The sequence below is a fragment of the Gordonia sp. p3-SID1431 genome (assembly GCF_025143765.1).
Classification (GTDB): Bacteria; Actinomycetota; Actinomycetes; order Mycobacteriales; family Mycobacteriaceae; genus Gordonia; species Gordonia hongkongensis.
In genome coordinates this window covers 1-24,796 of the sequence record NZ_JAMBDT010000005.1, presented here as the reverse complement: position 1 = coordinate 24,796, position 24,796 = coordinate 1, and the positions used below count along the sequence as shown (strand labels likewise).

Below are 24,796 nucleotides of genomic sequence, written 5' to 3'. Positions count from 1 at the left end.
TCTCCGGGAGGTGTCATGACCAGCGCATCTGCGCCGGCGAAACCGATGCGAGCCGACGCTCGACGCAACTACGACAAGGTCGTCGCCACGGCGGCCGAGGCATTTCGTGAGTCGGGAATCGACACGTCGCTCGATGACATCGCCAAACGTGCCGGCGTCGGCGCCGGCACGCTGTACCGCCACTTCCCGTCTCGCGAGGCGCTCGTCGCGGCCGCGATGAGACAGGACACCGCCGCCCTCGTGGAGTCTGCGCGCGCAGATGACGAGCAGCGGGACCCCGGCGAGCGTCTCGTCGAGTGGGTCCGGGCGCTCGCGCGCCACGTCGGGGCGTATCAGGGCCTGCCCGAGATCATCATCGCGGCGGCGGGCGACCCCGAGAGCCCGCTCTACACCAGTTGCGCCGACCTCCGCGTGGCCGGCGCGGACATCCTCGGCGCCGCCCAGCGGTCCGGTGGAATCCGCGCCGATCTCACCGTCGACGAACTCTTCACTCTCGCGAACATGATCGCTTTGGGCCGTAATTGCGTTGAGTCGCAGCGTCTTCTGGATCTCGTGGTCGAGGGGATCAGCGGACCGCGGGGTTAGCTCCGGCGAAGGGGGCACGACACGTCGTCGTGAAATCCGGCCACGGGCAGCGTGCCGCCCGTCGAGTGAATTCTCGGTGAACGAGTTTCGCGGGCGCCGGCTTTCGCGCACCATGGTCCCGAACAGTCGAGTCGTTCTCGGCGCACGGGAGGCAACGTGGTCGACGGCAGGGCGTCGGGGGATCGGTGGCGGACGAGTGTCCCGCATCCGTTCATCTACGAGATCAACGTGTGGCCGTGGCTGCACGACCTGAGCGCGCAGGCCGGTCGTCCGGTCGGTCTGGGTTCGGTTCCCGACGAACAGTGGGATGTGATCGCTGCGCTCGGATTCGACGCGGTGTGGCTGATGGGTGTCTGGGAGCGCAGTCCCGCGGGTATCGCGATCGCGCTCGGCAACGACGAGCTGATGAGCGAGTTCCAGACCGCATTGCCGGATGTCGAGGCGGCAGATGTCGTCGGATCGCCCTACTGCATACGTGACTATCGCGTCGATCCCGCACTCGGTGGGCCTGAGGAGCTGGCGGCCGCGAGATCGGCGCTCGCGCAGCGGGGGATGCGGCTCATCCTGGACTTCGTTCCCAATCACGTCGCCCCCGACCACCACTGGGTACACAGTCATCCCGAGGCCTTCGTCCCCGGGTCGAGGGCGGATCTGCACGCACACCCCGAGGCATTCGTCGATGTCGGCGGGCAGAGCCTGGCGAATGGCCGGGACCCGTACTTTCCGGCATGGCCTGATGTGGTGCAGCTCAACGCCTTCTCGCCGGTGCTGCGGGACCTCGTGATCGACACGCTGCGAGACATCGCCGGGCAATGCGACGGGGTGCGGTGCGACATGGCGATGCTGGTGATGAACGACATCTTCGTCCGGACCTGGGGGTCTCGAGTCGGCGAAGTGCCAGGTGAGGATTACTGGACGACGATTCTACCCGCGGTACGCCGCACCCATCCGGACTTCACCGTCATCGCCGAGGCGTACTGGGGACTCGAAAACGCGCTGGCCCAGCAGGGTTTCGACTTCTGTTATGACAAGGTGCTCTACGACCGCCTCGTCGAGGGCGACGCCGCGGCCGTGCGCGACCACCTGCGCGCCGACCCCACGGAGCAGTGCTCGCTCGTGCGTTTCGTCGAGAATCACGACGAGCCGCGCGCCGCCGCGGTCTTCGAGCGCGATCGCGAGAAGGCGGTGGTGGTCACAGCTCTCACCCAGGCCGGGGCGCGCCTGGTGCACGAGGGACAGCCGGCGGGACGCACGACGCGCCTGCCGGTCTTCCTCGGCCGGCGCCCGGCCGAGCCCACCGACACCGACCTCGTCGAGTTCCACTGCTCATTGCTGAAAGCGCTGCGCGACGACACTTTTCGCGTCGGCACCCAGGAACTCTGCGAGACAACCGGCTGGGAGGGAAACACCACCCACGAACAACTGGTGGCGTGGTGCTGGGATGGCCCGCAACGATGGCTGGTCGTCGTGAACCTCGGCGTCGGCCGCGCCGCCGGGCACGTGCGGGTGAACTGGCCCGACGTCGCCGGGCGGGCGTTCCGGCTCGTCGATCCCGTCAACGAGATCCACTACGACCGAGCCGGGGACGACCTCGTCGGCGGTCTGTACGTCGAACTCGGTCCGTGGCAATGGCATCTGTTCCGCATCGAACCCCTCGGGGTCGAACCCGGTGAGGAGATCTGATGAGCGAGACCGGTCAGCGCCACACGGCTGAGCATCGCCGCCTCGACCACCCGGACAGCGCTGCGCCGGAACACAATCCCTGGTACGAGTGGGGACCGTACCTCGCCGAGCGGGCGTGGGGGACGGTCCGCGAAGACTACAGCGCGGACGGGAACGCCTGGGACTACTTCCCGCACGACCACGCTCGCTCGCGCGCCTACCGCTGGAACGAGGACGGCATGGCCGGGGTGTCCGACCTCGGGCACGACCTCTGCCTTGCGCTCGCCCTGTGGAACGGCAACGACCCCATCGTCAAGGAACGCATGTTCGGACTGTCCGGACCGGAGGGGAACCACGGCGAGGACGCGAAGGACTACTGGTGGTACGTCGACGGTGTGCCGAGTTCGGCACTGCTGCAGTGGCGTTACCACTACCCGCAAGGCGCCTTCCCGTATGCGCAGCTGACGGAGGAGAACGCGCGCCGCGGACGTGCGGACTTCGAATACGAGCTCCTCGACACGGGCGTGTTCGACGACGATCGGTACTGGGTCGTCGACGTGACCTATGCGAAAGCCACGCCGACCGACCTCTATGCGCGCATCTCGGTGACCAATCGCGGACCCGAACCGGCGACGATCGACGTACTGCCGACGTTGTGGTTCCGCAACACCTGGAGTTGGTCCGTCGACGCCGCCGTGCCGGAGCTGCGACTGGTCGACGGCGCGATCTCCGCCGTCCACCCCCGACTCGGTGAGTACCGGCTGGAGGCCGCGACCTGCGCCGGGATGGCACCGGAGGCGCTGTTCTGTGAGAACGAAACCAACACGGCGCGACTGTTCGACGCCGACCCGGTGACCGACTACCCCAAGGACGGGATCAACGACCACGTCGTCTCGGGTGCCGCCACGGTGAATCCCGAACGGCGAGGGACCAAGTCGGCGTGGCGCTACCGATTGACCGTGCCGGCGGGTGGCTCCGCCGAGGTTCGCCTACGGCTGTACCAGGCGCGGTCGACGGGTGAGGGTCGCGACAGGGCCGACAGCTGGCAGGCGTCGTTCGATGAACTCTTCGCGCGACGGCACGCGGAGGTCGAGGAGTTCTATCGCGCTCTCGCCCCCGCCGACATCGACGCCGAACGCATGCGCGTGCTCCGTCAGGCAAGTGCCGGTCTGATCTGGAGCAAGCAGATCTACCCGTATCACGTGAACCGTTGGCTCGACGGTGACCCCGGGCAACCGGCGCCGCCCGCGGCACGCCGGTCCGGACGCAACGTCGCCTGGCGTCACCTGGACTCGTTCGACGTGTTGGCGATGCCCGACACCTGGGAGTATCCGTGGTTTGCGGCCTGGGACCTCGCGTTCCATGCGATCCCCTGGGCGCACCTGGATCCCGGATTCGCCAAATATCAACTGCGCGTGCTGCTTCGCGAGTGGTTCTTGCACCCCAACGGGGCGATGCCGGCGTACGAGTGGAGTTTCGACGACGTCAACCCACCCGTTCACGCCCTCGCAGCACTACGGGTGTTCGTCATCGACGGCGCGACGGATGTGGCCTTCCTCGAAGGCGTGTTCCAGAAGCTTCTCGTCAACTTCACGTGGTGGCTCAACCGTCAGGACAGATACGGCAACAACATCTTCGGCGGCGGCTTCCTCGGACTCGACAACATCAGCCCCATCGACCGCTCGCATCTGCCGCCTGGCTACCGGCTCGAGCAGGCCGACGGCACGGGCTGGATGGCCTTCTACTCCGCGGCGATGCTCGGGATGGCGGTCATGCTCGCCGACCACGATCCCCTGTACGAGGACATGGTGGCGAAGTTCGCCGAGCACTTCGCCCGGATAGTCGCCGCCCTCGATGATTCCGGACTCTACGACGCCGAGGACGGCTTCTTCTACGACCGGCTGACCGGCGACGCCGGCAACACCACGATGATCCGGGTGGAGACGCTCATCGGGGTGATCCCGGCGATGGTCGCGGTATCCTTTCCCGAACGAAACACCGAACGGGCCAACCGCTTCCGCAAGCGGTTCGGCGAACGGCTGCGGGAGATCCTGCGCCGTTCCGACGCATCCTGGCGAGTACGCACCGAATCCGCGACGGGGAAGCGCTCGTTGCTGTTGTCGGTGCTCGACGAGCAGCAACTCCGCCGGGTGCTGGCGACGATGTTCGACGAGGGGTCGATGCTGTCGCCGCACGGGTTGCGCTCGCTGTCCAAGGCTTTCACGAGTCCCTACGTCGTGGACGGCATCCCGGGCGCCACGATCGAGTACGCGCCGGCCGAATCGCGCACTGCGATGTACGGCGGCAACTCCAACTGGCGAGGACCGGTGTGGTTGCCGATCAACTACCTCGCCATCAGGTCGCTGCTGCACTATGCACAGTTCTACGGAGACGATTTCACCGTCGGGTACCCGACCGGTTCGGGCCGGACACGCACGCTGCGGGAGATCGCCGACGACCTCGCCGACCGGATCATCGCGATCTGGTTGCCGGATGGGCAGGGGCGTCGACCGGTCAACGGAGGCACCGAAAAGTTCCACACCGACCCGGCGTGGCGCGACAACCTGACGTTCAACGAGTACTTCCACGGCGACAACGGGGCCGGTCTCGGGGCCACCCACCAGACCGGGTGGACCGCTCTCGTGGTCGACCTCCTGCTCGACCGTCCGAGCGGCAGTCGGCTGGTGACCGGGGGCTGACCGGGCGGAGCCAGCCGTCCCGGCCTCGGGCGGGGAGTGATAGCACTGTGGAGTTGTCAAAGGACGGCTGCGGTCCCGGGCAGGGCCCGGGTGCGGAAGGTGCTGCGCGAAGGTGTGCTCAGGCGGCGTCGTCGAGTCGCATGGTGCGTCGGTTGTAGGCGGGTAGTGGTCGGCGCTGGGGGTCGACGGTGGCGGGTGGGACGAGCCAGGGGTGGCGGTCGTAACCGATGACGATGTCCCAGCCGTGGTGGTGGACTTGCGTGTGGCAGCGTTGGCAGAGCAGGCAGCCGTTGTCGAGGTCGGTGGCGCCGCCGTCTGCCCAATGGGTGACGTGGTGGACCTGGGTACGTGACGGTGGCGCACCGCACTTGATGCAGCAGGCGTCGCGGACGATCATTGCTTTGCGCAGGTGCGCTGGGAACAGTCGGTGGGTGTGGCCCATCTGCAGCGGCACGCCCTCACTGTCGAGGACGATCTCCGTCAGCGATCCATCGCACGACACCTGTTTCGCCGTCGCGTGGCTGACCGATCCGGTCCATGGCAGCGTGGCCGGATCTCCGGTGGCGGGGATGGTCAGCATCAGTTGCGTGCGTGGGCTTCCGACGGTATCGATGGTCGCGCCGATCGCTGCCTGGTCGAGGATCAACTCGAACGCATCAGCGCGACGCTGCTCAGCGGTGCGGCGGTCGGCGGCTCCGTCGGGTTCGGGTCGTGGACAGGATCGTTCGTCGATCATGGCCAGGAACTTCTCACCGACCAACTGGGTGAGGTCGGCGCGGACTTCGAGGCGTCCGTCGTCGGTGGTGTGGGCGTTGACCGTGTTCAGCGATGGGTCGTCGGCGGCGGGGAGGCCGTCCTCGGTGTCATCGACCAATGTGTTGCCGATGGCTCGGGCATGCTTGCGCACGTCTGTCGGCGTTGCGCCCGAGAGCGCTTGGGCGATGAGTTCGATCTCATATCTGGAGCGCTCGTCGTCCAAAAGAGCTTCCCGACAACGTTTTCTGATCTCGTTCATGCCGCGGACGATGGCATCGACAGTCTCGCTGGACAGTCGCCCATCGGCGGCATGACGCGCCACGGCCGGCAACGTAGGCAGGGCATCGACACTTCGCATGGTGCGAAGAGCAGCGGCAGGTGCATGTCCTGACTCCATCAGCAGTTTCTTGGTGGTGCTACCGGCCTTCTGTGCGACCCCGAGGTTGTCGAGTTGTGCTGCGTGCGCGACGATCTGGTGGTCGACAGTGTTTCGGATCAGGCGCAGTGTGTCGAGGGCGTCGAATGTTGCTCTGCCCGTGTGATCGTCGGCGGGTGGTGTGGTCGCGATGAGTTGGTCGAGGAGCGTGGTGAGCTCTGGCATGACTCCAAGGTACAGGAACATGCGTTCGATTTCGAGGAGTTTCCACAGGCCCGGAGAACGCGAAACAGACCACTGTGCAGCATATTTCGTCGACTGTGTGTTGATCGTTGACAGTGGTGAACTCCTGTCACAGCTGTCTCGCAATTCGGTGCGAAAGTGCTGATCCTGTTGCTGATCAATGTTTGGCTTGAGCGATCGAGTCGTTGCGCTGACGCGTTAGTCGGGGTGGGACGCCACTGAACGAGCCGGGGTTTTACCTTCTCTCTCTCGTTTCCCGGCGGCTCTTGCTTCGTTGTCGCCTGCGTGCAGTTCCTTACTTCTATGGTGTACAGGCGCTGGCGGCAAACCCATTGGCCCCGGCACCTCGAAAGCACTCCTGGGCACGCTGCGCCGAGTGCTGAAGTATGCGATGCAGCACGGCGCCATCGTCAGCAACTCGTGCGACTGCGTGGACCACGGCGGGGGCCGCGCCACCGGCGACCATGAGAAGTTCCAGCACCACCCGCTGACAGCAGAACAGCTCGGCCAGGTGTCGGCTGCAGTCGCAGGGAACGCGGACGGCCTCGCGGTGTACCCGGAGTTGGCGCTGATAGTGGACTCCCTGGCGTACCGCGGCCTGCGCGTCAACGAGAGCAGCTGCCTGGAGATCGGCGACCTGGAGTTCACTACGCGGCCCGACCAGTCCACGCGCTGCACCGTGAGCGTTTGCCGGACGAAGGACCGCAAAGGTGGGCAGTGGGTGACGACCACGCCCAAGAGTCGTAAGTCTCGCCGGTCGGTGCCGCTACCGCCTTGGCTCTCCGAGAAGATGCGCGCGCGTACGTGACCGACCATCTCCGAGCCGACGCGCCCGCCGCACCGCTGTGGCCCAGCCGCAAGAACGGCGGCGGTCATCGGGTGGCGGGGGAACGTTACGCGGTGCCGCTCGATTGGTCGCAGCCGGTGTTCATGGGCACTTTCTACGCGTCCATCCTGAAGCCCGCGCTAGAGGCGGCAGGGTTACCAGCGAGCCGCCCCGCTACCAGCACCGCCCCGGCACAGCAGGGCGTTCGCCTGTACGACCTGCGCCACACGTTCGCGGTGACGCAGCTGATGGCGGGGGTCCATTTCATGCAGGTCAGCCGATGGATGGGCCACAGCACCTTCACTCTCACGCTGGACACCTACGGCGACTGAATTCCCGAAGAGGACGGCGGTGAGCTCAACGACTTGCCAGAACCTGGCATCGCGTCGCTGCCGCCGAAGTCCAACGTTCTGCTCTTGGTCGGGAGATAAGCCGCCGTCAGGCGCCTGCATCCTCGTGCTCGAAGCTGATGTCTGGGGCGTTCTGGACCAACCGGAGTACCGAGCCCGTTGTCTCATCCGTCAGCGTCGCTTCGAGTTGGGACGAACTAATGTTCATCCGCCCCTCACTAATTTGCTCTAAGGCAGCGCGCATAAGCCGCTCCCTGCACTCCGTCTGGCTTCTAATCGACTCTGCCTCAGCCTCTATCTTGCTTGCATCTGCTCGGGTCTTCCTTGCAAGTGCACGGTTCTGCTCGCGGGTAGTTCCCCAGTCGCGGATGAGTGGGAGTAGCCATCTGATAGATGCTCCGATCCCGCCTGCGGCTGTCAGGATAGTCCCTACGGAAATTAGTATTTCCACGGGATTTGAGTAACGTAGCGTTTCAACGCGAGGGGTTGTGTCTTCTTGTAGCCGGTTGAGTAGAAACTGGCTTTCGGCAATGTTCGGTGGAAGATCGTTCTGGGAGTACTGTCGGAGTTGCTCTTGGCTGGTAACGAGGTTCTCGTAGAAGTATCGAAAAGGAAGGTATCGCAAATTTGGTGGTGGCGTCTCTTCGAGGGCTTCACGCCAGGATTCCGTTGCGATGTACGCTCTGTTGCGGATAATCTGCTCGTTGATAGCGGATTGTGCTTCATTTCTGACGCTGGCGATGTCCAGGGCGGTCCCAAATATGCACACTTGTTGAATATCGCTAAGTAACTCGACGATTTGATCTAGTGGTGCCCTAGGTCCTAGATCTACAGTGATGCGGAAGTGTTCAGTCATGGATGGATTCTTGCATGCGGGTTGGGCGACGACTGCTATGCCACGCCGCACTCAATGTTGTGCGGTGTTATACCTCGACTGACCGCACGCGGTGCTGGCTCGGGTTTACGTGTTTGATCATGCGGGAAATGCAAGTTACCTTCATGTGGCGTAGATTGTTCGCCATTTATCAATGGAGTTTGCAGACGTTCGGCATAATGATTCTTCCTGGTGCTGTCTGGGTCGGTCGACTGGGCCTCGTATAGGCAGACTGCGCACTCCGCAAAGACGAGTGCGGTGGCGATTGCATCGGCCATCATCGCGAACATATGTGTCGGTTGCGAAATTAGATCTATCGCCCAACTGTGTCCATGTGTAAAAGCCGAGCATTCCCGATATTCTTGCTTTGCCATAGTCGGGAAGTGTGGGATTGCCGCGAATTCTTCAGAGTGCTCGGGTGGATTGTTGCTAATCCAGTTCGCAGCCTTCCTGACAAGTTCGGAATACTTTCGGCCGTTCTGCTGAGGGATGGAATTGAGTGCATGTAGTTCTTCGGTGTGGAATTTCAGGCGATGTTTCGATTGTTCCAGAATTATGTCGGGTACGACGTGTAGTTTCTTTTCGTGTGCCTCAATAACGTCCTTGTGATATTCGATAGCGTGCTCGATACCAATCTTCGCTAGACCTGCAGCCCTTGCACGTCGGGTCTCACGTTCCGGTGGACCCAAGACCCAGATTGCCTGAGCTGAGCATTCGATCACTGTTCGGCATAGTGACAAGAAAGTAGGGGTGTGGTGGTTAAATGGCGCCTCGGAGGCGGCTGTAGAAATTAGAATGTCGATAGCAACTAGGGCGTCGACGGCGTTCATGATGGGGTACATGACCGTGCCTGTCAGTCCCTCGGGAATCTTCTCTTCGTAGCCGTCTTCGTCATCTATAGCCATCGATGTGCCCGGGTCAGCCCGGTGGGGGTTTAGTCCCCATTCTTCAAGCGTCCGTCCGGCAGTGGCGCGCGCGGCTACTCGTCCGAGTGCGGGTGCGAGGAGGGTGGTGAGGGTGTACAGCGGATTGGGCTGCGTCATTGGCCGATTTTGACAGCAGCGCTGGCTGCCATGGCGCAACGCGCCGCGTGTGGGTAGCACGGGGGTTGCATTTTGGTTCGAACGAACGACGAGTTTTGCGTGTGAGAGCTTGTTGACCAGCACGGTCGATGTGCCCCCAGTCGGACTCGAACCGACACTGTGCCGATTTTAAGTCCGGTCAACTGCGTTCATTGTCATTCGCTGACATACGCGAAACTGCCTGTGATCAGGCCGATTCCTTCGCCTTCGTTCGTTGGGATTCGCCCTGATTCGTCAGCACTTGTGACAACGTCGTGACAACGAGGCCCTGGTGTCACCCATCGACGCGTAGCGCTTGTTTGATCGCTCGGTGCGGAACGTCTGACCGCACCCTCCGCAGCACACCTCGAGTAAGGGAATCGGAGACTCCCTTCGGAAGCGGACCGGCACTGAGTGCCGACCCCTGGCACGACAAAGCCCACATCCGGCAGGTTCGCGATTTCCTGGGATGTGGGCGCGTCAGATTCAGCAGAGCAACACGACGTTGCGAGCGTGGCCCGGGGAGAGGGGTCGAGCCCCTGGGTCACAGGGTGCCGGGTGGCTGTTCGTAGCTGCTGGGGTGGCGTGCGCGGCGTCGTGTCGCGACTCGGGATGCGACGGACTCAGCTTGTGCTTTGCGGGCGTTGCAGGGTGCGCACGCGGACTGCAGGTTGTTCAGGTCGTACAGTGCACCTCCGGCCGCGACGTTCACGATGTGGTCAACCTGGGTGGCGTGACCGGCGCACGCCGGACCCTGGATCTGGCATTGGTATCGGTCGCGGTCGAGGGCTTCGAGCCGTACCCGTTTCCATTGTGCGGTGCCGGTGATGTGGCCGCTGTGTGTTCGCTTGCCTGACCACGCTTGTTCTCGTGTGCAGTGGGGACAGTATTTGCTGTTGCGTATGAGGTTGCCGCAGTTGCCTTGTCGGCCTTGGCATCGTCGTGGTGCTCTTGGCATGTGTGTGTGCCTTCGGTATCGGGAGGGTCGGCATCGTGGCGCAGGTCGCGACTCGCGCTGAAACGCGGTGCGGTCGTGGCCGCGCCTTGCCGGCATGGGGCCGGTTTGACGCCACGATGCCGAGTTGGGGTGGCGGTGCGGCGCAGGTGCGGGCTCGCACACGTGGGGTGTGGTCGTGGCCCGCCCTTGCCGTGACAAAGGAGTTCAAGAAGCCGGTTTGACGCCGGCACCGCCTGGTCTAGTTGTTGGGTTGGTGGATCGAGTAGGTGACCCAGCCGCGGCGCATCCAGTCGACAGCGACGTCGAACGGCACATCCGGGATCAGACCGGTCTGCTGTTCGCCGTGGATGTAGACCGCGTGCGGCGGGGTGGTCTGGATGGTCACCAACTCCGGCGTCCGGTTGGTGGCCGCAACCTTTTTGCCGGCCATCAGGGGGTGGTGGAGATCTTGACGATGGCGGCGGGGTGCGGGAATCCGAACGCGGCACGGACCTTGGCGCGCAGGGCGATGCGGTCGGAGGTGAAGAACACGCTCTTGTCGGTCTCCACGGTCGAGCCCTCGCGGATCACCAGGTAGGCGAATGCCCGCGGGATGCCCCACACGACGCCGTTGGGGGCGTAGGGGCTGGCGAGTAGCGGGGCGCCGAGGATGGCGCGACGGCCAGCCACTGTGACGTCGTTGCCGAGCAACGGTTCGTTCGACCCGGTCGCCTTCTTGACCTTGGCCAGCGCGGCGGCGGTGGTCGGTGACGTCACCCAGGTGTCGATGGTGGCGTGGGCGTCGGCCGCGGCGAACTGGGCGTCGGAGAACGGGTCGACGGAACCGAACGCGCTGCCTGCGCTGATCGTCGAGATCCCAGACAGCTGACCGAGGGTGACCGCGGGACCGTTGGTGATCGGTGACGACGCGAACAGCGCCTGATCCAGCTTGCGGGTGAGGTCGCGAACCAGGCCGTCACCGACGGTCTTCTGGGCGGCCGGGTTGGAGTCGTTGGCGAGTTCGGAGGTGATCACGGACAGGCCGGCGAGCTTGCGGGGGGTGACGATCACTTCGTCGACATCGGAGTCGGTGACCGGGATTTCACCGCCTTCAGCTACCCACGATGCGGACGGGTCGGCCGCGACGATCGGAAACCGATAGTCATGCGAGCCGGTGGAGATCTCGGTGAGTGCCTGACCGGCAACACTGTTCGCGACGAGCGGCTTGATGATAAGGGTGGAGATCTGCTCGGGAGAGAGGATCGGGCCGTGAGTGGAAGTGGTGGAAGCCACTGGAATGCTCCTACAGGTGTTGCGCACATGCTGTGCGACAGAACGGGTTTGGGATAATCCGTTGCTCACCTGGAGCTGTCCGGTTGGGCCTCAGGCCCTGCGGTGACGGTCCGGCGGGTCCTGCCCATCTCCGGGACCGTCACTCACAGGATACCCCGACTAGGGCTTGATGACGTCAGACCAACTGGTGGTGTCGGGTTGCGGAGGGAGCCCACCGCCCTGACCCCAATTGCGGTGCTGCGGCAGCCCGGACCCGTAGCGGGCGTAGTTCTTGCCCAGCTTGGGGCGCTGGTCGACGAGCGCGGCCGCGGCGCCCTGAAGGTCGGTCGAGTTGATGTTGCCATCCTCGTCGAGATAGTCGGCCAGGTCGACGCCACCGATCTCGAAGAGGTCGCCGGGTTCATCGAGAATGTCGGCAATCGTGGACTCGGCAGCACGCCGCTGATAGGTGGTGAGGCGTTCGGCGAGGGTGTCGCGTTCGGCTTCAGCAGCCCGGAGTTGGGTGCGGTAGCGGGCAGCTTCAGCGTTCGGATTCTCCTGCTGCTGTTGCTCGTCGGCAGGTGCCTGCTGGCCGGTGTCGTGTGCCGGTGGTGGGGTTGTTCCCTCGTCGGGGGTGGTGCCGGTGTCGGTGGTCTCAGTCATCGGTTGTCTCCTTGTTCAGTGGGCATGGTGTCGGGGATCTGGGGCCAGCAGCGGTGCCGCATACCGGCGTTGCGGATGCGGGTGATCAGCTGCTCGGGCACGACGTAACCGAGGTGCGCAAGCAGGAGGCGTTCGGTGTCCGTGGCGGGCCGTTCGACGTAGGGCCGCAACCACAACCCGCCGCTGCGGCGTCTGTCGGGGAAGGTGTCTCGGTCAGCGACCGCAGTACTGTCCTCGGCCTTTTGGAGGTCGTCGGGAAGGTGGTCGAACGCCAGGACTCCGCGGGGGTCGTCGCGGTGGCCGATGTGCCGGCCGATCTCGTCACTCATGGGCTTCTGCTTCCTTCTGTACCTGGACGAGCCAGCGGGCCAGTACGTCGTCGACAGTGTCGTCTCCGAACCTGTTGGGACCGTGGGATAGAGCCTCTTCGATCGCTGCCTTGAGCCAGCCGCACAGCTGCAGGGTCGTCGAGTACGGGTCGCAGTGCTTGAGGAGTACTGCGGTGGCGTCTTCGTCATCGCGGAGGAACGCGCGCGCGATCAGTAGTGCGTCGACAGGTGCGGCAGGGGTGTCTAGTGCCATGGATTTCACTTCCTCTTTCTTGCGGGGGTTCGGGTCTCTTCGATGGGTTGGGCCTGGCGTGCAACAGTGTTGATGCGTTGCGGAGACGCGTCGGGTTGCCGATCGATGTAGTCCTGTAGGCACGCTCGGCAGGTCCAACCGTGGGCCGATCCGGCGTGCACCCGGCACGGGCCTGAGCATTTCTGGCAGATGTGAGCGGGCATCACTGGTTCCTGTTCGTCGGGGTCACCATGGGTAGTCGGCTTCGTGGACGGAGCAGAGCGCTCCCCACTCGGGTACGCGGTTGCGGCATTCGTCGCCGGTCTTGGTGGGGGCACCGCAGTAGGGCCTGCGCGGCGGGGGCGCTTCCCGTGGGATGTAGACGGCGGTGAGACCGAACTTCAACGGCTTGATCTCGGTCATGCCGATTCCTTCGCGTCGTTGGAGGTGGTGACTGACCACTCAGTGAGGGTCGATTGGCCGCGCTTGCAGATCCGTGGGTCGAGGGAGGCGCTTTTGATGGTGTTGCGGGCGTGGCCTGCTGCTGCTCCGGCTTCGTAGGCGTCGGCGGGTCTGACCCATCCGCCGCGGTCGGTCAGAAAGCCGATAAGCCATTCGGTGCCCGACACGTGGGTGGCCTGCACGCCTTCGCCGATGGACCACGTGACGCCGTCGGTGCGCTTGACCGCCACGGCGACGAGGGGGCTCTTGGAGGCGACCTTGCGGAGGTTCTGGATACCCCAGCCGGCGGCTTCACCGAGGGGGTAGACCACGGCGCTGTCGGCGGTCGTGTGGCCCTCGGCGATGAGCGATCGGATGTGTCGGTCGAACCACTCTCGGCAGGTTCTCGGCGGTCCAGTTTCGGTAGGGACGCTCCTCAGAGGATTAATAATTGGGTTTACCCCTGATACCCCTGATACCTGCTGGTCAGATGGTGTTTCGGTAGTTCCAGGCATCCCTGCTACACCAGATTCCGGGTCGGTGGCGTTACTGCCCGTATCCGGGATCGGTAGCTGCTCGGAAACCTCCTCTGAGCTGGGAGTATCAGGGGTATCAGGGGTTTTCTCCATTGTTAGGTCTCTGGAGATTTCGATCCGTCGCTCTCGGATGCCGCGGTACCCGGTCTTCTGCGCCCCACGGGGTCCCGACTTGGCCGCGTGCAGCCGGTAGCCCTGCATCGGTGCGGCGGCGACGAGATCGCGCGCGAACACACTGCGACTGCCCGGGGACTCCCCGGCGATGTCACACCACGCCCGCCACTTCGCGTAGAGCCGGTCAGTGGCCATCCACTCCTGCGGGTGGGGCTCGAACCCTTCGTCGAGGAACATCGAGATCGGTGACGCCAACGCGGTCAGAGCGTCACGCTCGGCCTTGGACCGATCGGACTCGATGAACCGGCCGGTGGCGGTGAGCTTGTTCAGACCCTCCAGCGCCCAGTTGAAGATCCCCGGCAACTCCGCGTGCAGCCGGCGTTCCAGGCCCTTGTCCTCCTTGCCAAGAAACGACTCGGTGGTGCGGGCGACGAGGAACCTGGATGCGATCGCACCCGAGGCGTCACCGAAGCGAGGCAGCTCGTTGGACAGGATCATGAACCGGGCACCGATCTTGCCCGTCCACGCCTCCTTGTACTTCACGTCCACCGTCAGGTTGTCCTCCCCGGTGATCGTGAGGAGACGTTCTACTACCTGCCGTTCACCACCGCGGCCTACACGGGCATCTCCGATCACAGCGAGCGGCTTACCGATGATCGGGGTGATGCCGAAGTGGGTACCGATGTCGGCCATCGTCGGCGCAGCCACATGTCGACGACCACCGAGGAGTTCCATCAGGACCCGCACGATGGTGCCCTTGCCCGACCGTGGCGGGCCGGGAATCATCATCGCCTTCTGCATGTCGGTGCGCCCAGACAGCACGTAGCCGAACCACTGCTGCAACATCGCGATGGTGCCGGGGTCCTGGCGCCACACACTTTTGAGGAACCGCTCCCAGTTCGGGGCCTGAGCTGATGCGTCGTAGTCGAACGGGATCAGGATGGTAGTGAACATCGCGGGCGTGTGCGCGGTGACTTCACCGGAGGGGATGTGCAGCAACCCGTTGCGCATGGAGATGTAGTCCTGCGCCGGGTGACGATCACCGGCCACGATCCAGGTGGGTGCATCGCGGTCTTCGCGGAGGTACACCGCTGAGCGCATCGCGTCGAGGACATCACCGATCTTGCGGGTGCTGGGCGCCCAGTCGGTGATGCCGTCCTTCTTGTGCTCGTAGGCGGCCGAGCGCAGCTGGTCGTAGAGGGCGGCGCGAATCGAGGACTGCGGCACCGTCGACCACACCCCGTGACGCCACTCGTAGAAGTCGCCGCGGTGGTGCACGAGGGTCTTCCCGGCGTCGGTGGTGTACACCTCCTTGATGAACCGGTCAGCTACCCGGAGGGGTTCAGAGGGCGCCGGCCACAGCGACTCGGTGGTCTCGCTGGTCAAGATGCTGCCTTTCGTTTGAGATCAGGGTTCTTGCGATAGAAGGCGTCCCGGTCCGCCATCTGCTGCCGAATCTTCTTCCACGGCAACTCCTCCAGGAGCCCGAGCGCCATGGCCTTCTGTGCTTCTCGTCGTCGATGGATCTGGTCGATCTCTTCTTCAAGCACCCACCTGCTCCCCGCGGCGATAACCGCGGCAAGCTTCTGCGGGTCGTCATCATCGAGGGCTTGCCATTCCGGCGTGCCGGCGATGATGTGGGTACGCCCGACCGGGCGGCGATACAGGTAATCCCGTACCGCCACCCAATCGACGCCGTAACCCGACATCAGCCGCGCTCGTCCCCGCAGTCGCACAGAAGATGATGATTGGACGACAGCGTCAGCCGCGCATTGTCGATCGCCGTGGTCAGTGAGTCTCGAAGGTGCTCGGCGAGATCCAGTGGCAGGTAGCCCTGGATCAGCCGATCGTCTTCGTTGTGCAACCCCCGTGGTGAGACCGCCGCAACGTAGATTGCTGGCACACCATGGTCTTCTTCGTACTCTGCCCAGATGGTGAACACATCGATTCGAGGAAGTTCGGCACCGTAGTCGGTGTCGTGCCATCCGGCTCCGGTCAGCGGCGTGCTCATCGGTGCGGAGTTGTGTTCGCCCGAGCACGAGCGGTCAGCGGCCTGACAGGTTTCGCACCACGCCTGTTCGTGGAAGGCTGTCCTGGACATCTAGACCTCCTCGCCGGAGAGGAACGAGGCGTGCCGTGCCAGGTCGCGGACCCCGAAGGCACCGATCTCGACGAGATGCCGACCGAGGTACAGCGCGGCGTCGGGCGTCATGGTGAGTTCGCCATCGGTGAACGGGATGCGGATCTCGTAGGAGATCACGGGCGCGTCGAACTCGGGCTGGTTGTTTGCCATTCGGCACAACTCAACGATGACGTTCGGGTCCTGGCGGTCGCGCCAGAAGATGCCGTCGATCCACCGTGACGCGACGACGTGCACCCACTCCCCACGCTCCCCGTTGGGCAGCGTGGGGAACTTCTCGAGTGCGATCAGGAAGTCCTCGGTGTCGTTGTAGTGGCTCACTGGGTCACCACCGAGGTCGTGATGGTCTGAGCCGTGATGTGTCCGCCGTCGACTTCACCGACGAGACCAGCAACATCGAGAAGGTCGTCGATCGTCTGGGGCTGGATGCCGGCGAGCAGCGCGCGGAGCATGTCCGCCGCAGGATCGACAGGCACTCGCTTCCTGTCGGGGTCGTGCACTATTGTGGTGCTCATCTACTTCTCCTTGTGAGTCGTGGAATCGCCCTCGATGACCTGTCCCGCCAAGAACGCGGTCGTCGGGGGCGCTGTGTTTCCTCGGCTGAGGTCTTCTTTCAACTGGTCGGCGCGGTCCTCCATGCTGTGGATGAACGCCGCCAGGTTCGTGCGGGATGCGCCCTCGCGCAGGCCCTCCCACACCGTCCATGCGCGGGCGATGCGGCCCTCCAGACGATCCAGAGCCTCAGCCCTGAGGACGTCGGCGCCGGAGAAGTCGCTACTCCGGGAGGTGCTCGTGCCGCCGGCCGAACCTGGCGGGGCTACGGGCTGCCGCTCACATACCCGCGTGAACCGACGCACATGCGGTTCCTCGGCTCCGAGTCCAAGGTCGTGGTGCGCTTCCAGATCGGCGTACCGCATCAGGCCGCACCCGATTCCGGCTGGGACGGCTGAGATGCTCTGAGCGCGTTGGCGATGAACTCATCAATCGCGTCTTCGGGAATGCGGCGGTTCCGGCCGATCTTCACCGAGCGCAGCGTCCCGGTCTTGAGCAACTGGTAGCCCTTGGTGTTGGCGACTCCGAGGCGTTCAAACGCCTCCGCGGGCTTCAGTAAGCGGTTCGGCATCCTAGCAACCTTTCGTGTGGAGAAGAATGGGGACTTCTATCCGTCCTCATACGCAAGAATGCACTGACATACGCGCGGATGCAAGGGCACACGCAGAATCTCGCCTACAATTTGTCCTCATGGGAAACATTGAGCCGGGTGACGAGTGGGACGTCGCAACCGTCAAGCGGGTCGGCAGTCGCCTAAAACTGTTGCGTGGCAACAAATCTGCGCAATGGCTGTCAGATCGAACTGCCGAGCTCGGCTACCGAGTTCCCACCTCGGCGATCGCCAAGATGGACTCTGGGCATCGGCGCGTCCTCCAGCTTGCGGAGTTTCTGGTACTGGCCGCGGCGCTGAAAGTTCCTCCCGCGGAACTCCTGTACCCAGATCTGCCCGACGGTGAGGTCGCCGTTCTTCCCGAGCTGACAGTCAAATCGATCCAGGCTGTGCAGTGGCTATCTGGTGAGGTTGAACTTCTACCCGATGGCCAGGTTCGGCACCCGGATGTCAACGACACGCTGACTGCGCGGGCGAGAAACCTTGTCGACCTCATCGGGCAGCTGGAGTGGGCCAACCTGAGACGGACTGCTGCGACTGGTACAGGCGTGGAGTCTGACCTCGATGCCGCTCACCGGAGCGTCATGTTCCTGACGGGTGAAGTTGCATATCAAGCGGCTGAACTCATCAAGGATGGATATCGCGTGGACGTCGCCCGGCTACCACTGGCAGTCAGGGAACGCATCGAGCGGTTGACCGAGAACTGAGGTAACAAACCATGGCGCGCCAGCAACTGCCTCCACAGATCCGAAAGCTAACCGTTCGTGACAGACGAACAGGCAAGGGAGTGACCCGGTACCAGGTGACTGTGGACGCCGGCATCGTCGAGGGGCGACGGAAGCAGATCCGGAGGCGGTTCGCCACCGAAGCGGAGGCCCGTGCGGAGCTGTCGTCCGTGCAGGCGTCGGTCGCCGCCGGGACGTATATCCACGCGTCGAAACTCACTGTGACTCAAGCCATCGACGGGTGGTTAGCAGCTAAGCATCGACTCAAGCCATCAACGAAGCGCAGTCACACAACCGGATTGGCGCCCGTCCGCGACGAACTCGGCGACACCCTCGTTCAGCAGCTGACCAAGCGCGACATCGACACCCTCGTCGGGCGCTTGAGGGCGGGGGAAGTCGAGGGCCGCCGGAAGTGGTCCGCCCGATCGGTTAACCACATGCTGGGTCTACTGACCGCGGTGCTTGAGGACCAGCAGCGGCAAGGTCACGTGGTGCGCAACGTCGCTAGACTCGTCGATCGCATCCCGGCCGAGCGCCCAGAGATGAAGACCCTCACCCAGGCGCAGATGTTCCTGATCCTCGATCACGCGTGCCGGGACCGACACTTGTGGACGCTCGCGCTGTACGGGCTGCGCCGCGGCGAGATCGCGGGTCTGCGGTGGGACAACGTCGACCTCGGCGCGAAGACGGTCACAGTAGCCGAGAACCGTGTGGCCGTCGGCCGCGAGATTGTCGCTGGCACCCCCAAGTCCAAGCGGTCGCAGCGGACGCTGCCCCTACCCGACGAAATGGTTGAGGTACTGAGGGCTGCACGCAAAGAGCAGCTGCAGGAGCGACTGGCGCTGGGGGAGTCGTACGGGTTGGGGGAGTACGTCGCGTGCGACGAGGCGGGCGAGCCCTACCACCCGAACCTGCTCACCTTCCGGTGGGGGAAGCTCCTCGAAACGTTGAAGATCCCCCACGTCCGACTGCACGATGCGCGGCACTCGTGCGCCACCCTCATGCACCTACGTGGGGTGCCCATCGCGGTCATTGCCGCCTGGATGGGCCACGCCTCCGCGGCGTTCACGCTGGCGACCTACGCACACTCCCAGGACGACGCGTTGAAGGCCGCTGCGAGCAGTTTCGGGCGAGATGTGACAACTCGTGACACCGACAGCGGGTAGGTGACTGGCCGCGGGCGCTAAACGCCTGGTCAGAAGTGCCCCCAGTCGGACTCGAACCGACACTGTGCCGATTTTAAGTCGGCTGCCTCTGCCAATTGGGCTATGGGGGCGAAGGGTCCGCTCGACGACGGTCCCCACGGTGAGCATAGTCAGCCGCGGCAGCGTGTCCGAATTCGTCCGGCGCTGCCACCGACAGACGTCAACTCGACCGCCAGACTTCGATCGAGGTCTGGCAGTCGAGTCGACGTCTGGGAGTCAGCCGTCCTTGACCGGCCCAGTCGCCGGGGTGATCATGGGGCATGGACGCGGCAGCGGTGACCGGGGCACGCAATTGGGAGGCCGTCCGAGAGCGGCATCCCGCCATCGTCGAGCGCCTCGAGGCGGGTCTGACGCAGGGTGATCCGCTCGCCGACGCGGTGATCGTCGAGGCCAGAGAACGCGGAATCTCTTTCTCCACACTGGTCGCGCTCTTGGAAGCGCACACCTCCGCCGAGGAGGAGACCGATGTCGAACAGCTCGAGATGCCCGCCTCGATGACGCATCTGTTGCAGGTCGCGAGCACCCCACCTCCGTGGTTCGACCCGGCCTGGGCGGAGGCCGGCGCCCGCGCCTGGTGGCGGTTCGGGACGTTGCAGTCGTCGACGCTGTATCAATCGCTGATCTACGGATTCAAGGCGCAGGGGTTCGTCCGTCCGCTGGTGGCCACCGGCCGGCTGGGATCGGGGACACGTGATCGGGTCGAGTCGACGGCCCGCTGGGTCGCCGAGGCGACCACGCCCGGATCGATGCTCCCGGGCCGTCCCGGTTGGGCTGCGACGCTTCGTATTCGGCTGCTACACGCCTACATCCGCGACGTCCTGCGGCACCCGCCCGGCGGCGATCCGACGGACGACGCCGGGGCCTGGGACGAAGGGGAGTGGGGCGCACCCATCAACCAGACATATGCCGTGATGACCATCTCGTGCGGCTTCCTGGCTCTACCTCTCGTCGTCGCACGGGATTTCGGGATCCACTACAGCAGTGCGGAATGTGAGGCGATCACACATCTGTGGCGCTGGATCGGCTGGGTCATCGGGGTCGACGACGACCTCCTGCCGCCGAGTTACGAGTCGTCGAGCGAATTGTTCCGTATCGCAGGCGAATTCGAGCTGCAGCCCGACGATTCGTCGAAGGTGCTGATCAAGGCGCTGCTTCGCGAGGGGTACGACCTTCCGCGCGTCGTGCACGGGGCCGCGCCGATTCCGGTGCCGGGGTTGCTGGTCTCCGCGGTGGATGCGATCACCAGACCCCTGCTCATGTCGTCGTTCTCGGCCATCAGCACCAGATGGGTCGAGCGCCCGGTCGCCCGGCGGATGGGTCTGCGACGGACGCCGTTGCACCATCTCGTCGATGTCGCACGGCCCGCCGTCAGGCTGCGCGAGATCGCGCGGGCGACCGGACTGCTCGGATCGGAGTCGACGGTGATCGAGCGCGAACTGCGAACGGTCCGACGCGGACTCGGCATGCCGCACGTCTCGGAATCGTCCTTGACCGCCTAAATTACTGCTGATAACTTAACGCCGTAAAGTCGACCGACGCGACAGGGGTCCGCATGCTGGTCAGATTGACACGGCTGGTCATATCCATGCCCAAACGAGTGCTGCTGGGTGCACTCATCCTGCTGGTGGTGTGCGGCGCGTACGGCGCCACCGCGGCCGAACATCTGCTGGCCGGAGGGTACAGCGATCCGAACTCGGGGTCGGCGCGGGCGGAGAGAACTCTCGACGAGACGTTCAACCGCGGCGGGGTCCAGGTCGTGCTCAAACTGGACGGTCCCGACGGAGTCGACATCTCCCGCGACCCGACGGCCCGAGCGGTCGGTGAGGACATCGTCGCCGACCTGAATCGCAATCAGTACGTGCAGGACCAGATCCTCTCGGTGTGGGCCAATCCGGCGCTCGACTCCGCGCTCGTCAGTCGCGACCGGACGTCGACTTTGATCATCGCCTCGCTCGACGGTGGCGAGAATTCGGCGCCGGGGCACGCCGAGGAGATCGCCGAGGCCCTGGCCGGTGACCGCGACGGGATCACCGTGCAGGTCGGCGGTCAAGGAATGGTCTTCGCACAGGTCAACGATCAGACCGCGTCCGATCTCCTAATCGCCGAGGCCATCGCGATCCCGATCACGTTCATCGTGTTGATCTTCATCTTCGGCGGATTGCTCGCCGCGGCCGTCCCGGTCGGCATCGGCATCGTCTCGATCATCCTCACTTTCGCGCTGCTCCGGGCGATCGGATCGGTCACCGACGTCTCGGTCTTCGCGCTCAACCTCACCACCGCACTGGGTCTCGCGCTCGCGATCGACTACACGCTGCTGATCCTGACGCGCTACCGGGAAGAGGTCGGACACGGTCTGAGCCGGCCCGACGCGATCGTCCGGACCCTGGCCACGGCCGGGCGGACGGTCGCCTTCTCCGCGGTGACCGTCGCCCTGTCGCTCAGCGCGCTCGTGCTGTTCCCGCAGTACTTCCTGCGCAGCTTCGCCTTCGCGGGTCTCGGCGTGGTGGTCGTGGCCGCGGTGTCGGCGCTCGTCCTCACGCCGGCCGTGCTCATGCTCCTCGGTGATCGCATCGACGCGTTCGACGCCCGGAAGCCACTCCGGCGCCTGCTTCGGCTGCCGCCGGCGCGGCCCGTCGAACCCGAGGACACCTGGTGGTACCGGCTCGTCCAGTGGGTGCTGCGCCACGCCTTGCCGGTCGCCGCGGTCGTCACGGTCTTCCTACTGATACTCGGTGCGCCGTTCCTGTCGATGAAGCTGGGGTTCCCCGACGACCGGGTGCTCCCCGAGTCGGCGAGCGCGCACGCGATCCAGCAGGAGATCCGGGACGACTTCGAGGACGACCTGTCCGCAGCGGTCACCGTCGTCGTGCGGGGGCCGGTGGACGATGCGGCCCTGGCCGACTACACCCGCGCCCTGTCGACGGTCGGAGATGTCAACTCCGCAGGGTCGTCGGCGGGGACGTTCGTCCGGGGTGCGCCGGCCGCGCCCGGCAGCCCGGACGACACCCGGGGCGACGTACACGTCCTGCAGGTGTCGACCGACCGCGACCCGATGAGCGAGTCGGGGATCGCCCAGCTCGACGAGCTGCGGGCGGTGCCGCCGCCGGCGGGAACGGAGACCCTGTTCAGCGGGCTCGCCGCCGCCACCGACGACACCGTCGGGTCGATCTACGCGCATCTGCCCTGGGTGCTCGGCCTCATCGCGATCGCGACGTTCGTGCTGCTGTTCCTGTTCACCGGGAGCGTCGTGTTGCCGCTGAAGGCGCTCGTCCTCAACATCCTGTCGCTGTCGGCGACGTTCGGCGCGATGGTCTGGTTCTTCCAGGAAGGGCACCTCGGAGGTTTGGGGACCACCGCCACGGGCACCCTCAGCGCGACCATGCCGGTGCTGCTGTTCTGCGTGGCGTTCGGCCTGTCGATGGACTACGAGGTGTTCCTGTTGGGACGGATCCGCGAGGAGTGGTTGCGATCGGACCGGACGCGCGCGGCCAGCGACCATGCCGTGGCCCTGGGCTTGGCCCGGACCGGCCGGGTCATCACGGCGGCAGCCCTGCTGATGAGCATCGTCTTCGCCGCCATCGCGGCGTCAGAGGTCTCGTTCATGCGGATGTTCGGGGTCGGTCTCACCCTGGCGGTCCTGATGGACGCGACGATCATCCGCATGTTCCTCGTCCCCGCCTTCATGCGTCTGGCCGGGCGGGCGAACTGGTGGGCGCCGGGTCCGCTGCGACGGCTACATGATCGGATCGGGTTGTCCGAGGAGGCTCCGGAGGTCGGGCGTCCCGAGAAAGCGGCGCCGGACACCGCGCCGACGAGGGTCTGACACCGAATACGTCATAACGGCGGACGAACAACGGCGGGACAGGTGCAGGAGTGCAGTGACGACACGTAGACGAGCGAGATCACCGCGCGGGTCCGGAGAGATCCTCGCGGAGGAGATCATCGAGGCCGCCGGTGAGTTGCTGGTCGAGAACGGCGACGACACCGCGATGTCGATTCGCGCGGTCGCCAACCGCGTGGGGGTCACACCGCCATCGATCTACCTGCACTTCGCCGACAAGGAAGCCCTGCTCGACGCCGTGTGCGCCCGCTACTTCGAGCGTCTCGACGACGAGATGGCCGCCGCATCGGAAGGCGTCGACGACGCCTTCGAACGAGCGCTGGGCCAGGGGATGGCCTACGTACGCTTCGCCGTCGCCACCCCGGTGCTCTACCGCGTGGCGTTCGGCAAGCCCACCTCCGCGGGGCATCCGTCGAAGGTCGACGAGGTACTCGCCGCCAGTGCGTACTCCCGGTTCGCCGGAACCGTCACCGAGCTGGCCGACGAAGGGGTGTTCGATCACGCCGAGATCGCCGACATCGTTCTCGAGTTCTGGGCCGCCGCCCACGGGATCGCGTCGCTGATGCTCGCCAAACCGGGTCTCGCCTGGGGAGACGACTTCGCGCGTGCGGAAGCCATGCTCACCGCCATGTGCCTGGGCCGGGCCTCGCTCGCGACCGACGGCGGCATCGATCAGGCCGCAGTGGGCCGCCGGTTGAGATCGTTGCGCGACCGGGTGAACTGACCCGGTGGCGGGTGTCTGACGACAGAAGGGTCAAGAGTCGGTAAAGTCGACGTCGACTCGGTCGTTGCGAGCTCTCGTCAGGGAACTCTCAGAAACGGCCCGACGTTGAGACGGCAGACATCCGTACCGATGAAGGAGCGCTTCGTGCGAGAAAGCAGCAATCCGGTGATGCGCGGCGTGGTCCGCGACAATCAATCCGGATACGCGGGTTTCGGGGCCGGCATGGCCGGCGCCGGCGCCGCGGCCAACCAGTTCGGTCAGGCCACTGACCCCTACACCCAGCCGGCACCGCCGGCCACTCGTCAGCTCACGATCGACGACGTCGTCACCAAGACCGCGATCACGCTCGGAGTGCTGACGCTGGCCGCCGCTGCCACGTACTTCGCGATCAGCAGCCGCGCCACCGAGGCCGCCCAGGCAGCTCTCGCCACCCCGCTGATGCTGGTCGGCGCCATCGCCGGTCTCGTGCTCGTCCTCGTGGCGAGCTTCGGTCGCAAGCAGGACAACCCGGCCATCGTGCTGGCCTACGCCGCGTTCGAAGGCCTCTTCGTCGGTGCCATCTCGTTCGTGTTCGCGAACTGGGCGGTCGCCGGCGACACCTCGGCCGGTGCGCTGATCGGACAGGCCGTCCTCGGCACCTTCGGTGTGTTCTTCGGCATGCTGTTCGTGTACAAGGTCGGCGCCATCCGCGTGACGCCGCGCTTCACCCGCATGCTGTTCGCCGGCATGATCGGCGTCCTGGTCCTGATGCTCGGCAACCTGGTCATCGGTCTGTTCACCGGTGAGGCCGGAGTCCTGCGCGACGGTGGCCCGATCGCCATCATCTTCTCGCTGGTCTGCATCGCCCTCGCCGCGTTCAGCTTCCTGCTGGACTTCGACGCCGCGGATCGCCTGATCCGCGCGGGCGCACCCGACCGGGCCGCCTGGGGCGTGGCACTCGGCCTGACCGTCACCCTGGTCTGGCTGTACGTCGAGATCCTGCGTCTGCTGACCTACTTCAACTCCGACTAGTCGGTCATGTGACAGTGGCCCCGCCCCTCGGC

The 24,796-nt window shown here is 65.0% G+C and carries 28 protein-coding genes and 1 tRNA gene; 11 read left to right on the top strand and 18 right to left on the bottom strand.

Annotated features, from left to right (window positions below; all coding sequences use genetic code 11):
- The first annotated feature begins 15 nt into the window (after window positions 1-15).
- The 3 genes from M4D77_RS02665 (at window position 16) to M4D77_RS02655 (ending at window position 4,946) form a co-directional block, all read left to right on the top strand.
- Complete coding sequence (locus M4D77_RS02665; protein ID WP_259935485.1) at window positions 16-585, top strand: TetR/AcrR family transcriptional regulator; 570 nt, start codon at window positions 16-18, stop codon at window positions 583-585.
- A gap of 156 nt (window positions 586-741) precedes the next feature.
- Window positions 742-2,268 carry an alpha-amylase family glycosyl hydrolase gene (locus tag M4D77_RS02660; protein ID WP_259935484.1) on the top strand — a complete coding sequence of 509 codons (1,527 nt, stop codon included), beginning with the start codon at window positions 742-744 and terminating at the stop codon, window positions 2,266-2,268.
- A complete protein-coding gene (locus tag M4D77_RS02655) occupies window positions 2,268-4,946 on the top strand; it encodes an MGH1-like glycoside hydrolase domain-containing protein (RefSeq protein WP_259935483.1) in 2,679 nt (892 codons plus the stop codon). Before M4D77_RS02660 ends, M4D77_RS02655 begins: the two co-directional genes overlap by 1 nt.
- Window positions 4,947-5,064: 118 nt before the next feature.
- Here M4D77_RS02655 and M4D77_RS02650 read toward each other — a convergent pair whose 3' ends face one another.
- Complete coding sequence (locus M4D77_RS02650; protein ID WP_259935482.1) at window positions 5,065-6,324, bottom strand: HNH endonuclease signature motif containing protein; 1,260 nt, start codon at window positions 6,322-6,324, stop codon at window positions 5,065-5,067.
- 373 nt (window positions 6,325-6,697) lie between these two features.
- Between M4D77_RS02650 and M4D77_RS02645 the strand changes: the two genes are divergently transcribed.
- Both M4D77_RS02645 and M4D77_RS02640 read left to right on the top strand, forming a co-directional pair.
- A complete protein-coding gene (locus M4D77_RS02645) occupies window positions 6,698-7,129 on the top strand; it encodes a hypothetical protein (protein ID WP_259935481.1) in 432 nt (143 codons plus the stop codon).
- Window positions 7,126-7,479 (top strand): hypothetical protein, encoded by a 354-nt coding sequence (locus M4D77_RS02640; RefSeq protein WP_259935480.1) that lies wholly within the window; start codon window positions 7,126-7,128, stop codon window positions 7,477-7,479. Before M4D77_RS02645 ends, M4D77_RS02640 begins: the two co-directional genes overlap by 4 nt.
- A 106-nt stretch (window positions 7,480-7,585) precedes the next feature.
- Here M4D77_RS02640 and M4D77_RS02635 read toward each other — a convergent pair whose 3' ends face one another.
- From M4D77_RS02635 to M4D77_RS02560, 16 genes are all read right to left on the bottom strand, one after another.
- Window positions 7,586-8,353 carry a hypothetical protein gene (locus tag M4D77_RS02635; RefSeq protein ID WP_259935479.1) on the bottom strand — a complete coding sequence of 256 codons (768 nt, stop codon included), beginning with the start codon at window positions 8,351-8,353 and terminating at the stop codon, window positions 7,586-7,588.
- A gap of 35 nt (window positions 8,354-8,388) precedes the next feature.
- On the bottom strand, window positions 8,389-9,414 hold the full coding sequence (locus tag M4D77_RS02630; RefSeq protein WP_259935478.1) for a hypothetical protein: 1,026 nt from the start codon (window positions 9,412-9,414) through the stop codon (window positions 8,389-8,391).
- Between the two features lie 562 nt (window positions 9,415-9,976).
- Complete coding sequence (locus tag M4D77_RS02625) at window positions 9,977-10,390, bottom strand: HNH endonuclease (RefSeq protein WP_259935477.1); 414 nt, start codon at window positions 10,388-10,390, stop codon at window positions 9,977-9,979.
- Between the two features lie 238 nt (window positions 10,391-10,628).
- Window positions 10,629-10,820 (bottom strand): hypothetical protein, encoded by a 192-nt coding sequence (locus tag M4D77_RS02620; protein ID WP_259935476.1) that lies wholly within the window; start codon window positions 10,818-10,820, stop codon window positions 10,629-10,631.
- Window positions 10,820-11,662, bottom strand: a complete 843-nt coding sequence (locus M4D77_RS02615; protein WP_259935475.1) for a phage major capsid protein — start codon at window positions 11,660-11,662, stop codon at window positions 10,820-10,822. The genes M4D77_RS02620 and M4D77_RS02615 overlap by 1 nt, the downstream gene beginning before the upstream one ends.
- 159 nt (window positions 11,663-11,821) lie before the next feature.
- A complete protein-coding gene (locus tag M4D77_RS02610; RefSeq protein WP_259935474.1) occupies window positions 11,822-12,304 on the bottom strand; it encodes a hypothetical protein in 483 nt (160 codons plus the stop codon).
- Complete coding sequence (locus tag M4D77_RS02605) at window positions 12,301-12,633, bottom strand: hypothetical protein (protein ID WP_259935473.1); 333 nt, start codon at window positions 12,631-12,633, stop codon at window positions 12,301-12,303. The genes M4D77_RS02610 and M4D77_RS02605 overlap by 4 nt, the downstream gene beginning before the upstream one ends.
- Window positions 12,626-12,886 (bottom strand): hypothetical protein, encoded by a 261-nt coding sequence (locus M4D77_RS02600; protein WP_259935472.1) that lies wholly within the window; start codon window positions 12,884-12,886, stop codon window positions 12,626-12,628. The genes M4D77_RS02605 and M4D77_RS02600 overlap by 8 nt, the downstream gene beginning before the upstream one ends.
- Window positions 12,887-13,111: 225 nt before the next feature.
- Complete coding sequence (locus M4D77_RS02595; protein WP_259935471.1) at window positions 13,112-13,288, bottom strand: hypothetical protein; 177 nt, start codon at window positions 13,286-13,288, stop codon at window positions 13,112-13,114.
- Complete coding sequence (locus M4D77_RS02590; RefSeq protein ID WP_259935470.1) at window positions 13,285-15,342, bottom strand: phage/plasmid primase, P4 family; 2,058 nt, start codon at window positions 15,340-15,342, stop codon at window positions 13,285-13,287. Before M4D77_RS02590 ends, M4D77_RS02595 begins: the two co-directional genes overlap by 4 nt.
- Complete coding sequence (locus M4D77_RS02585; RefSeq protein ID WP_259935469.1) at window positions 15,339-15,665, bottom strand: DUF2742 domain-containing protein; 327 nt, start codon at window positions 15,663-15,665, stop codon at window positions 15,339-15,341. Before M4D77_RS02585 ends, M4D77_RS02590 begins: the two co-directional genes overlap by 4 nt.
- On the bottom strand, window positions 15,665-16,057 hold the full coding sequence (locus M4D77_RS02580) for a hypothetical protein (RefSeq protein WP_259935468.1): 393 nt from the start codon (window positions 16,055-16,057) through the stop codon (window positions 15,665-15,667). Before M4D77_RS02580 ends, M4D77_RS02585 begins: the two co-directional genes overlap by 1 nt.
- Window positions 16,058-16,417 (bottom strand): hypothetical protein, encoded by a 360-nt coding sequence (locus M4D77_RS02575; RefSeq protein ID WP_259935467.1) that lies wholly within the window; start codon window positions 16,415-16,417, stop codon window positions 16,058-16,060.
- Complete coding sequence (locus M4D77_RS02570) at window positions 16,414-16,611, bottom strand: hypothetical protein (protein WP_259935466.1); 198 nt, start codon at window positions 16,609-16,611, stop codon at window positions 16,414-16,416. The genes M4D77_RS02575 and M4D77_RS02570 overlap by 4 nt, the downstream gene beginning before the upstream one ends.
- A complete protein-coding gene (locus M4D77_RS02565) occupies window positions 16,612-17,013 on the bottom strand; it encodes a hypothetical protein (protein ID WP_259935465.1) in 402 nt (133 codons plus the stop codon). It lies immediately after the preceding gene.
- Complete coding sequence (locus M4D77_RS02560) at window positions 17,013-17,219, bottom strand: excisionase family DNA-binding protein (RefSeq protein WP_259935464.1); 207 nt, start codon at window positions 17,217-17,219, stop codon at window positions 17,013-17,015. The genes M4D77_RS02565 and M4D77_RS02560 overlap by 1 nt, the downstream gene beginning before the upstream one ends.
- Window positions 17,220-17,338: 119 nt before the next feature.
- Between M4D77_RS02560 and M4D77_RS02555 the strand changes: the two genes are divergently transcribed.
- Both M4D77_RS02555 and M4D77_RS02550 read left to right on the top strand, forming a co-directional pair.
- On the top strand, window positions 17,339-17,965 hold the full coding sequence (locus tag M4D77_RS02555; protein ID WP_259935463.1) for a hypothetical protein: 627 nt from the start codon (window positions 17,339-17,341) through the stop codon (window positions 17,963-17,965).
- 11 nt (window positions 17,966-17,976) lie between these two features.
- A complete protein-coding gene (locus M4D77_RS02550; RefSeq protein ID WP_259935462.1) occupies window positions 17,977-19,149 on the top strand; it encodes a site-specific integrase in 1,173 nt (390 codons plus the stop codon).
- Window positions 19,150-19,185: 36 nt separating this feature from the next.
- Here the strand turns inward: M4D77_RS02550 and M4D77_RS02545 are convergent.
- Window positions 19,186-19,259 (bottom strand) — tRNA-Leu (locus tag M4D77_RS02545).
- A 189-nt stretch (window positions 19,260-19,448) separates the two neighbouring features.
- Here M4D77_RS02545 and M4D77_RS02540 point away from each other — a divergent pair.
- The 4 genes from M4D77_RS02540 (at window position 19,449) to M4D77_RS02525 (ending at window position 24,764) form a co-directional block, all read left to right on the top strand.
- Entirely contained in the window at window positions 19,449-20,687 is a 1,239-nt protein-coding gene (locus tag M4D77_RS02540) for an oxygenase MpaB family protein (RefSeq protein ID WP_259935461.1), read from the top strand.
- Between the two features lie 53 nt (window positions 20,688-20,740).
- Window positions 20,741-23,011, top strand: a complete 2,271-nt coding sequence (locus M4D77_RS02535; protein ID WP_259935460.1) for an MMPL family transporter — start codon at window positions 20,741-20,743, stop codon at window positions 23,009-23,011.
- A 55-nt stretch (window positions 23,012-23,066) separates the two neighbouring features.
- A complete protein-coding gene (locus M4D77_RS02530) occupies window positions 23,067-23,753 on the top strand; it encodes a TetR/AcrR family transcriptional regulator (RefSeq protein WP_259935459.1) in 687 nt (228 codons plus the stop codon).
- Window positions 23,754-23,897: 144 nt separating this feature from the next.
- Complete coding sequence (locus M4D77_RS02525) at window positions 23,898-24,764, top strand: Bax inhibitor-1/YccA family protein (protein WP_055474978.1); 867 nt, start codon at window positions 23,898-23,900, stop codon at window positions 24,762-24,764.
- Window positions 24,765-24,796 lie beyond the last annotated feature (32 nt).

Bases quoted from the DNA above. Each gene is read 5' to 3' on its own strand.
- M4D77_RS02600 (WP_259935472.1), bottom strand. From the start codon at position 12,886: ATGGCACTAGACACCCCTGCCGCACCTGTCGACGCACTACTGATCGCG.
- M4D77_RS02635 (WP_259935479.1), bottom strand. From the start codon at position 8,353: ATGACTGAACACTTCCGCATCACTGTAGATCTAGGACCTAGGGCACCA.
- M4D77_RS02665 (WP_259935485.1), top strand. From the start codon at position 16: ATGACCAGCGCATCTGCGCCGGCGAAACCGATGCGAGCCGACGCTCGA.
- M4D77_RS02620 (WP_259935476.1), bottom strand. From the start codon at position 10,820: ATGGCCGGCAAAAAGGTTGCGGCCACCAACCGGACGCCGGAGTTGGTG.
- M4D77_RS02655 (WP_259935483.1), top strand. From the start codon at position 2,268: ATGAGCGAGACCGGTCAGCGCCACACGGCTGAGCATCGCCGCCTCGAC.
- M4D77_RS02595 (WP_259935471.1), bottom strand. From the start codon at position 13,288: ATGACCGAGATCAAGCCGTTGAAGTTCGGTCTCACCGCCGTCTACATC.
- M4D77_RS02585 (WP_259935469.1), bottom strand. From the start codon at position 15,665: ATGTCGGGTTACGGCGTCGATTGGGTGGCGGTACGGGATTACCTGTAT.
- M4D77_RS02570 (WP_259935466.1), bottom strand. From the start codon at position 16,611: ATGAGCACCACAATAGTGCACGACCCCGACAGGAAGCGAGTGCCTGTC.
- M4D77_RS02555 (WP_259935463.1), top strand. From the start codon at position 17,339: ATGGGAAACATTGAGCCGGGTGACGAGTGGGACGTCGCAACCGTCAAG.
- M4D77_RS02625 (WP_259935477.1), bottom strand. From the start codon at position 10,390: ATGCCAAGAGCACCACGACGATGCCAAGGCCGACAAGGCAACTGCGGC.
- M4D77_RS02560 (WP_259935464.1), bottom strand. From the start codon at position 17,219: ATGCCGAACCGCTTACTGAAGCCCGCGGAGGCGTTTGAACGCCTCGGA.
- M4D77_RS02650 (WP_259935482.1), bottom strand. From the start codon at position 6,324: ATGTTCCTGTACCTTGGAGTCATGCCAGAGCTCACCACGCTCCTCGAC.
- M4D77_RS02565 (WP_259935465.1), bottom strand. From the start codon at position 17,013: ATGCGGTACGCCGATCTGGAAGCGCACCACGACCTTGGACTCGGAGCC.
- M4D77_RS02580 (WP_259935468.1), bottom strand. From the start codon at position 16,057: ATGTCCAGGACAGCCTTCCACGAACAGGCGTGGTGCGAAACCTGTCAG.
- M4D77_RS02540 (WP_259935461.1), top strand. From the start codon at position 19,449: ATGGACGCGGCAGCGGTGACCGGGGCACGCAATTGGGAGGCCGTCCGA.
- M4D77_RS02535 (WP_259935460.1), top strand. From the start codon at position 20,741: ATGCTGGTCAGATTGACACGGCTGGTCATATCCATGCCCAAACGAGTG.
- M4D77_RS02630 (WP_259935478.1), bottom strand. From the start codon at position 9,414: ATGACGCAGCCCAATCCGCTGTACACCCTCACCACCCTCCTCGCACCC.
- M4D77_RS02610 (WP_259935474.1), bottom strand. From the start codon at position 12,304: ATGACTGAGACCACCGACACCGGCACCACCCCCGACGAGGGAACAACC.
- M4D77_RS02605 (WP_259935473.1), bottom strand. From the start codon at position 12,633: ATGAGTGACGAGATCGGCCGGCACATCGGCCACCGCGACGACCCCCGC.
- M4D77_RS02550 (WP_259935462.1), top strand. From the start codon at position 17,977: ATGGCGCGCCAGCAACTGCCTCCACAGATCCGAAAGCTAACCGTTCGT.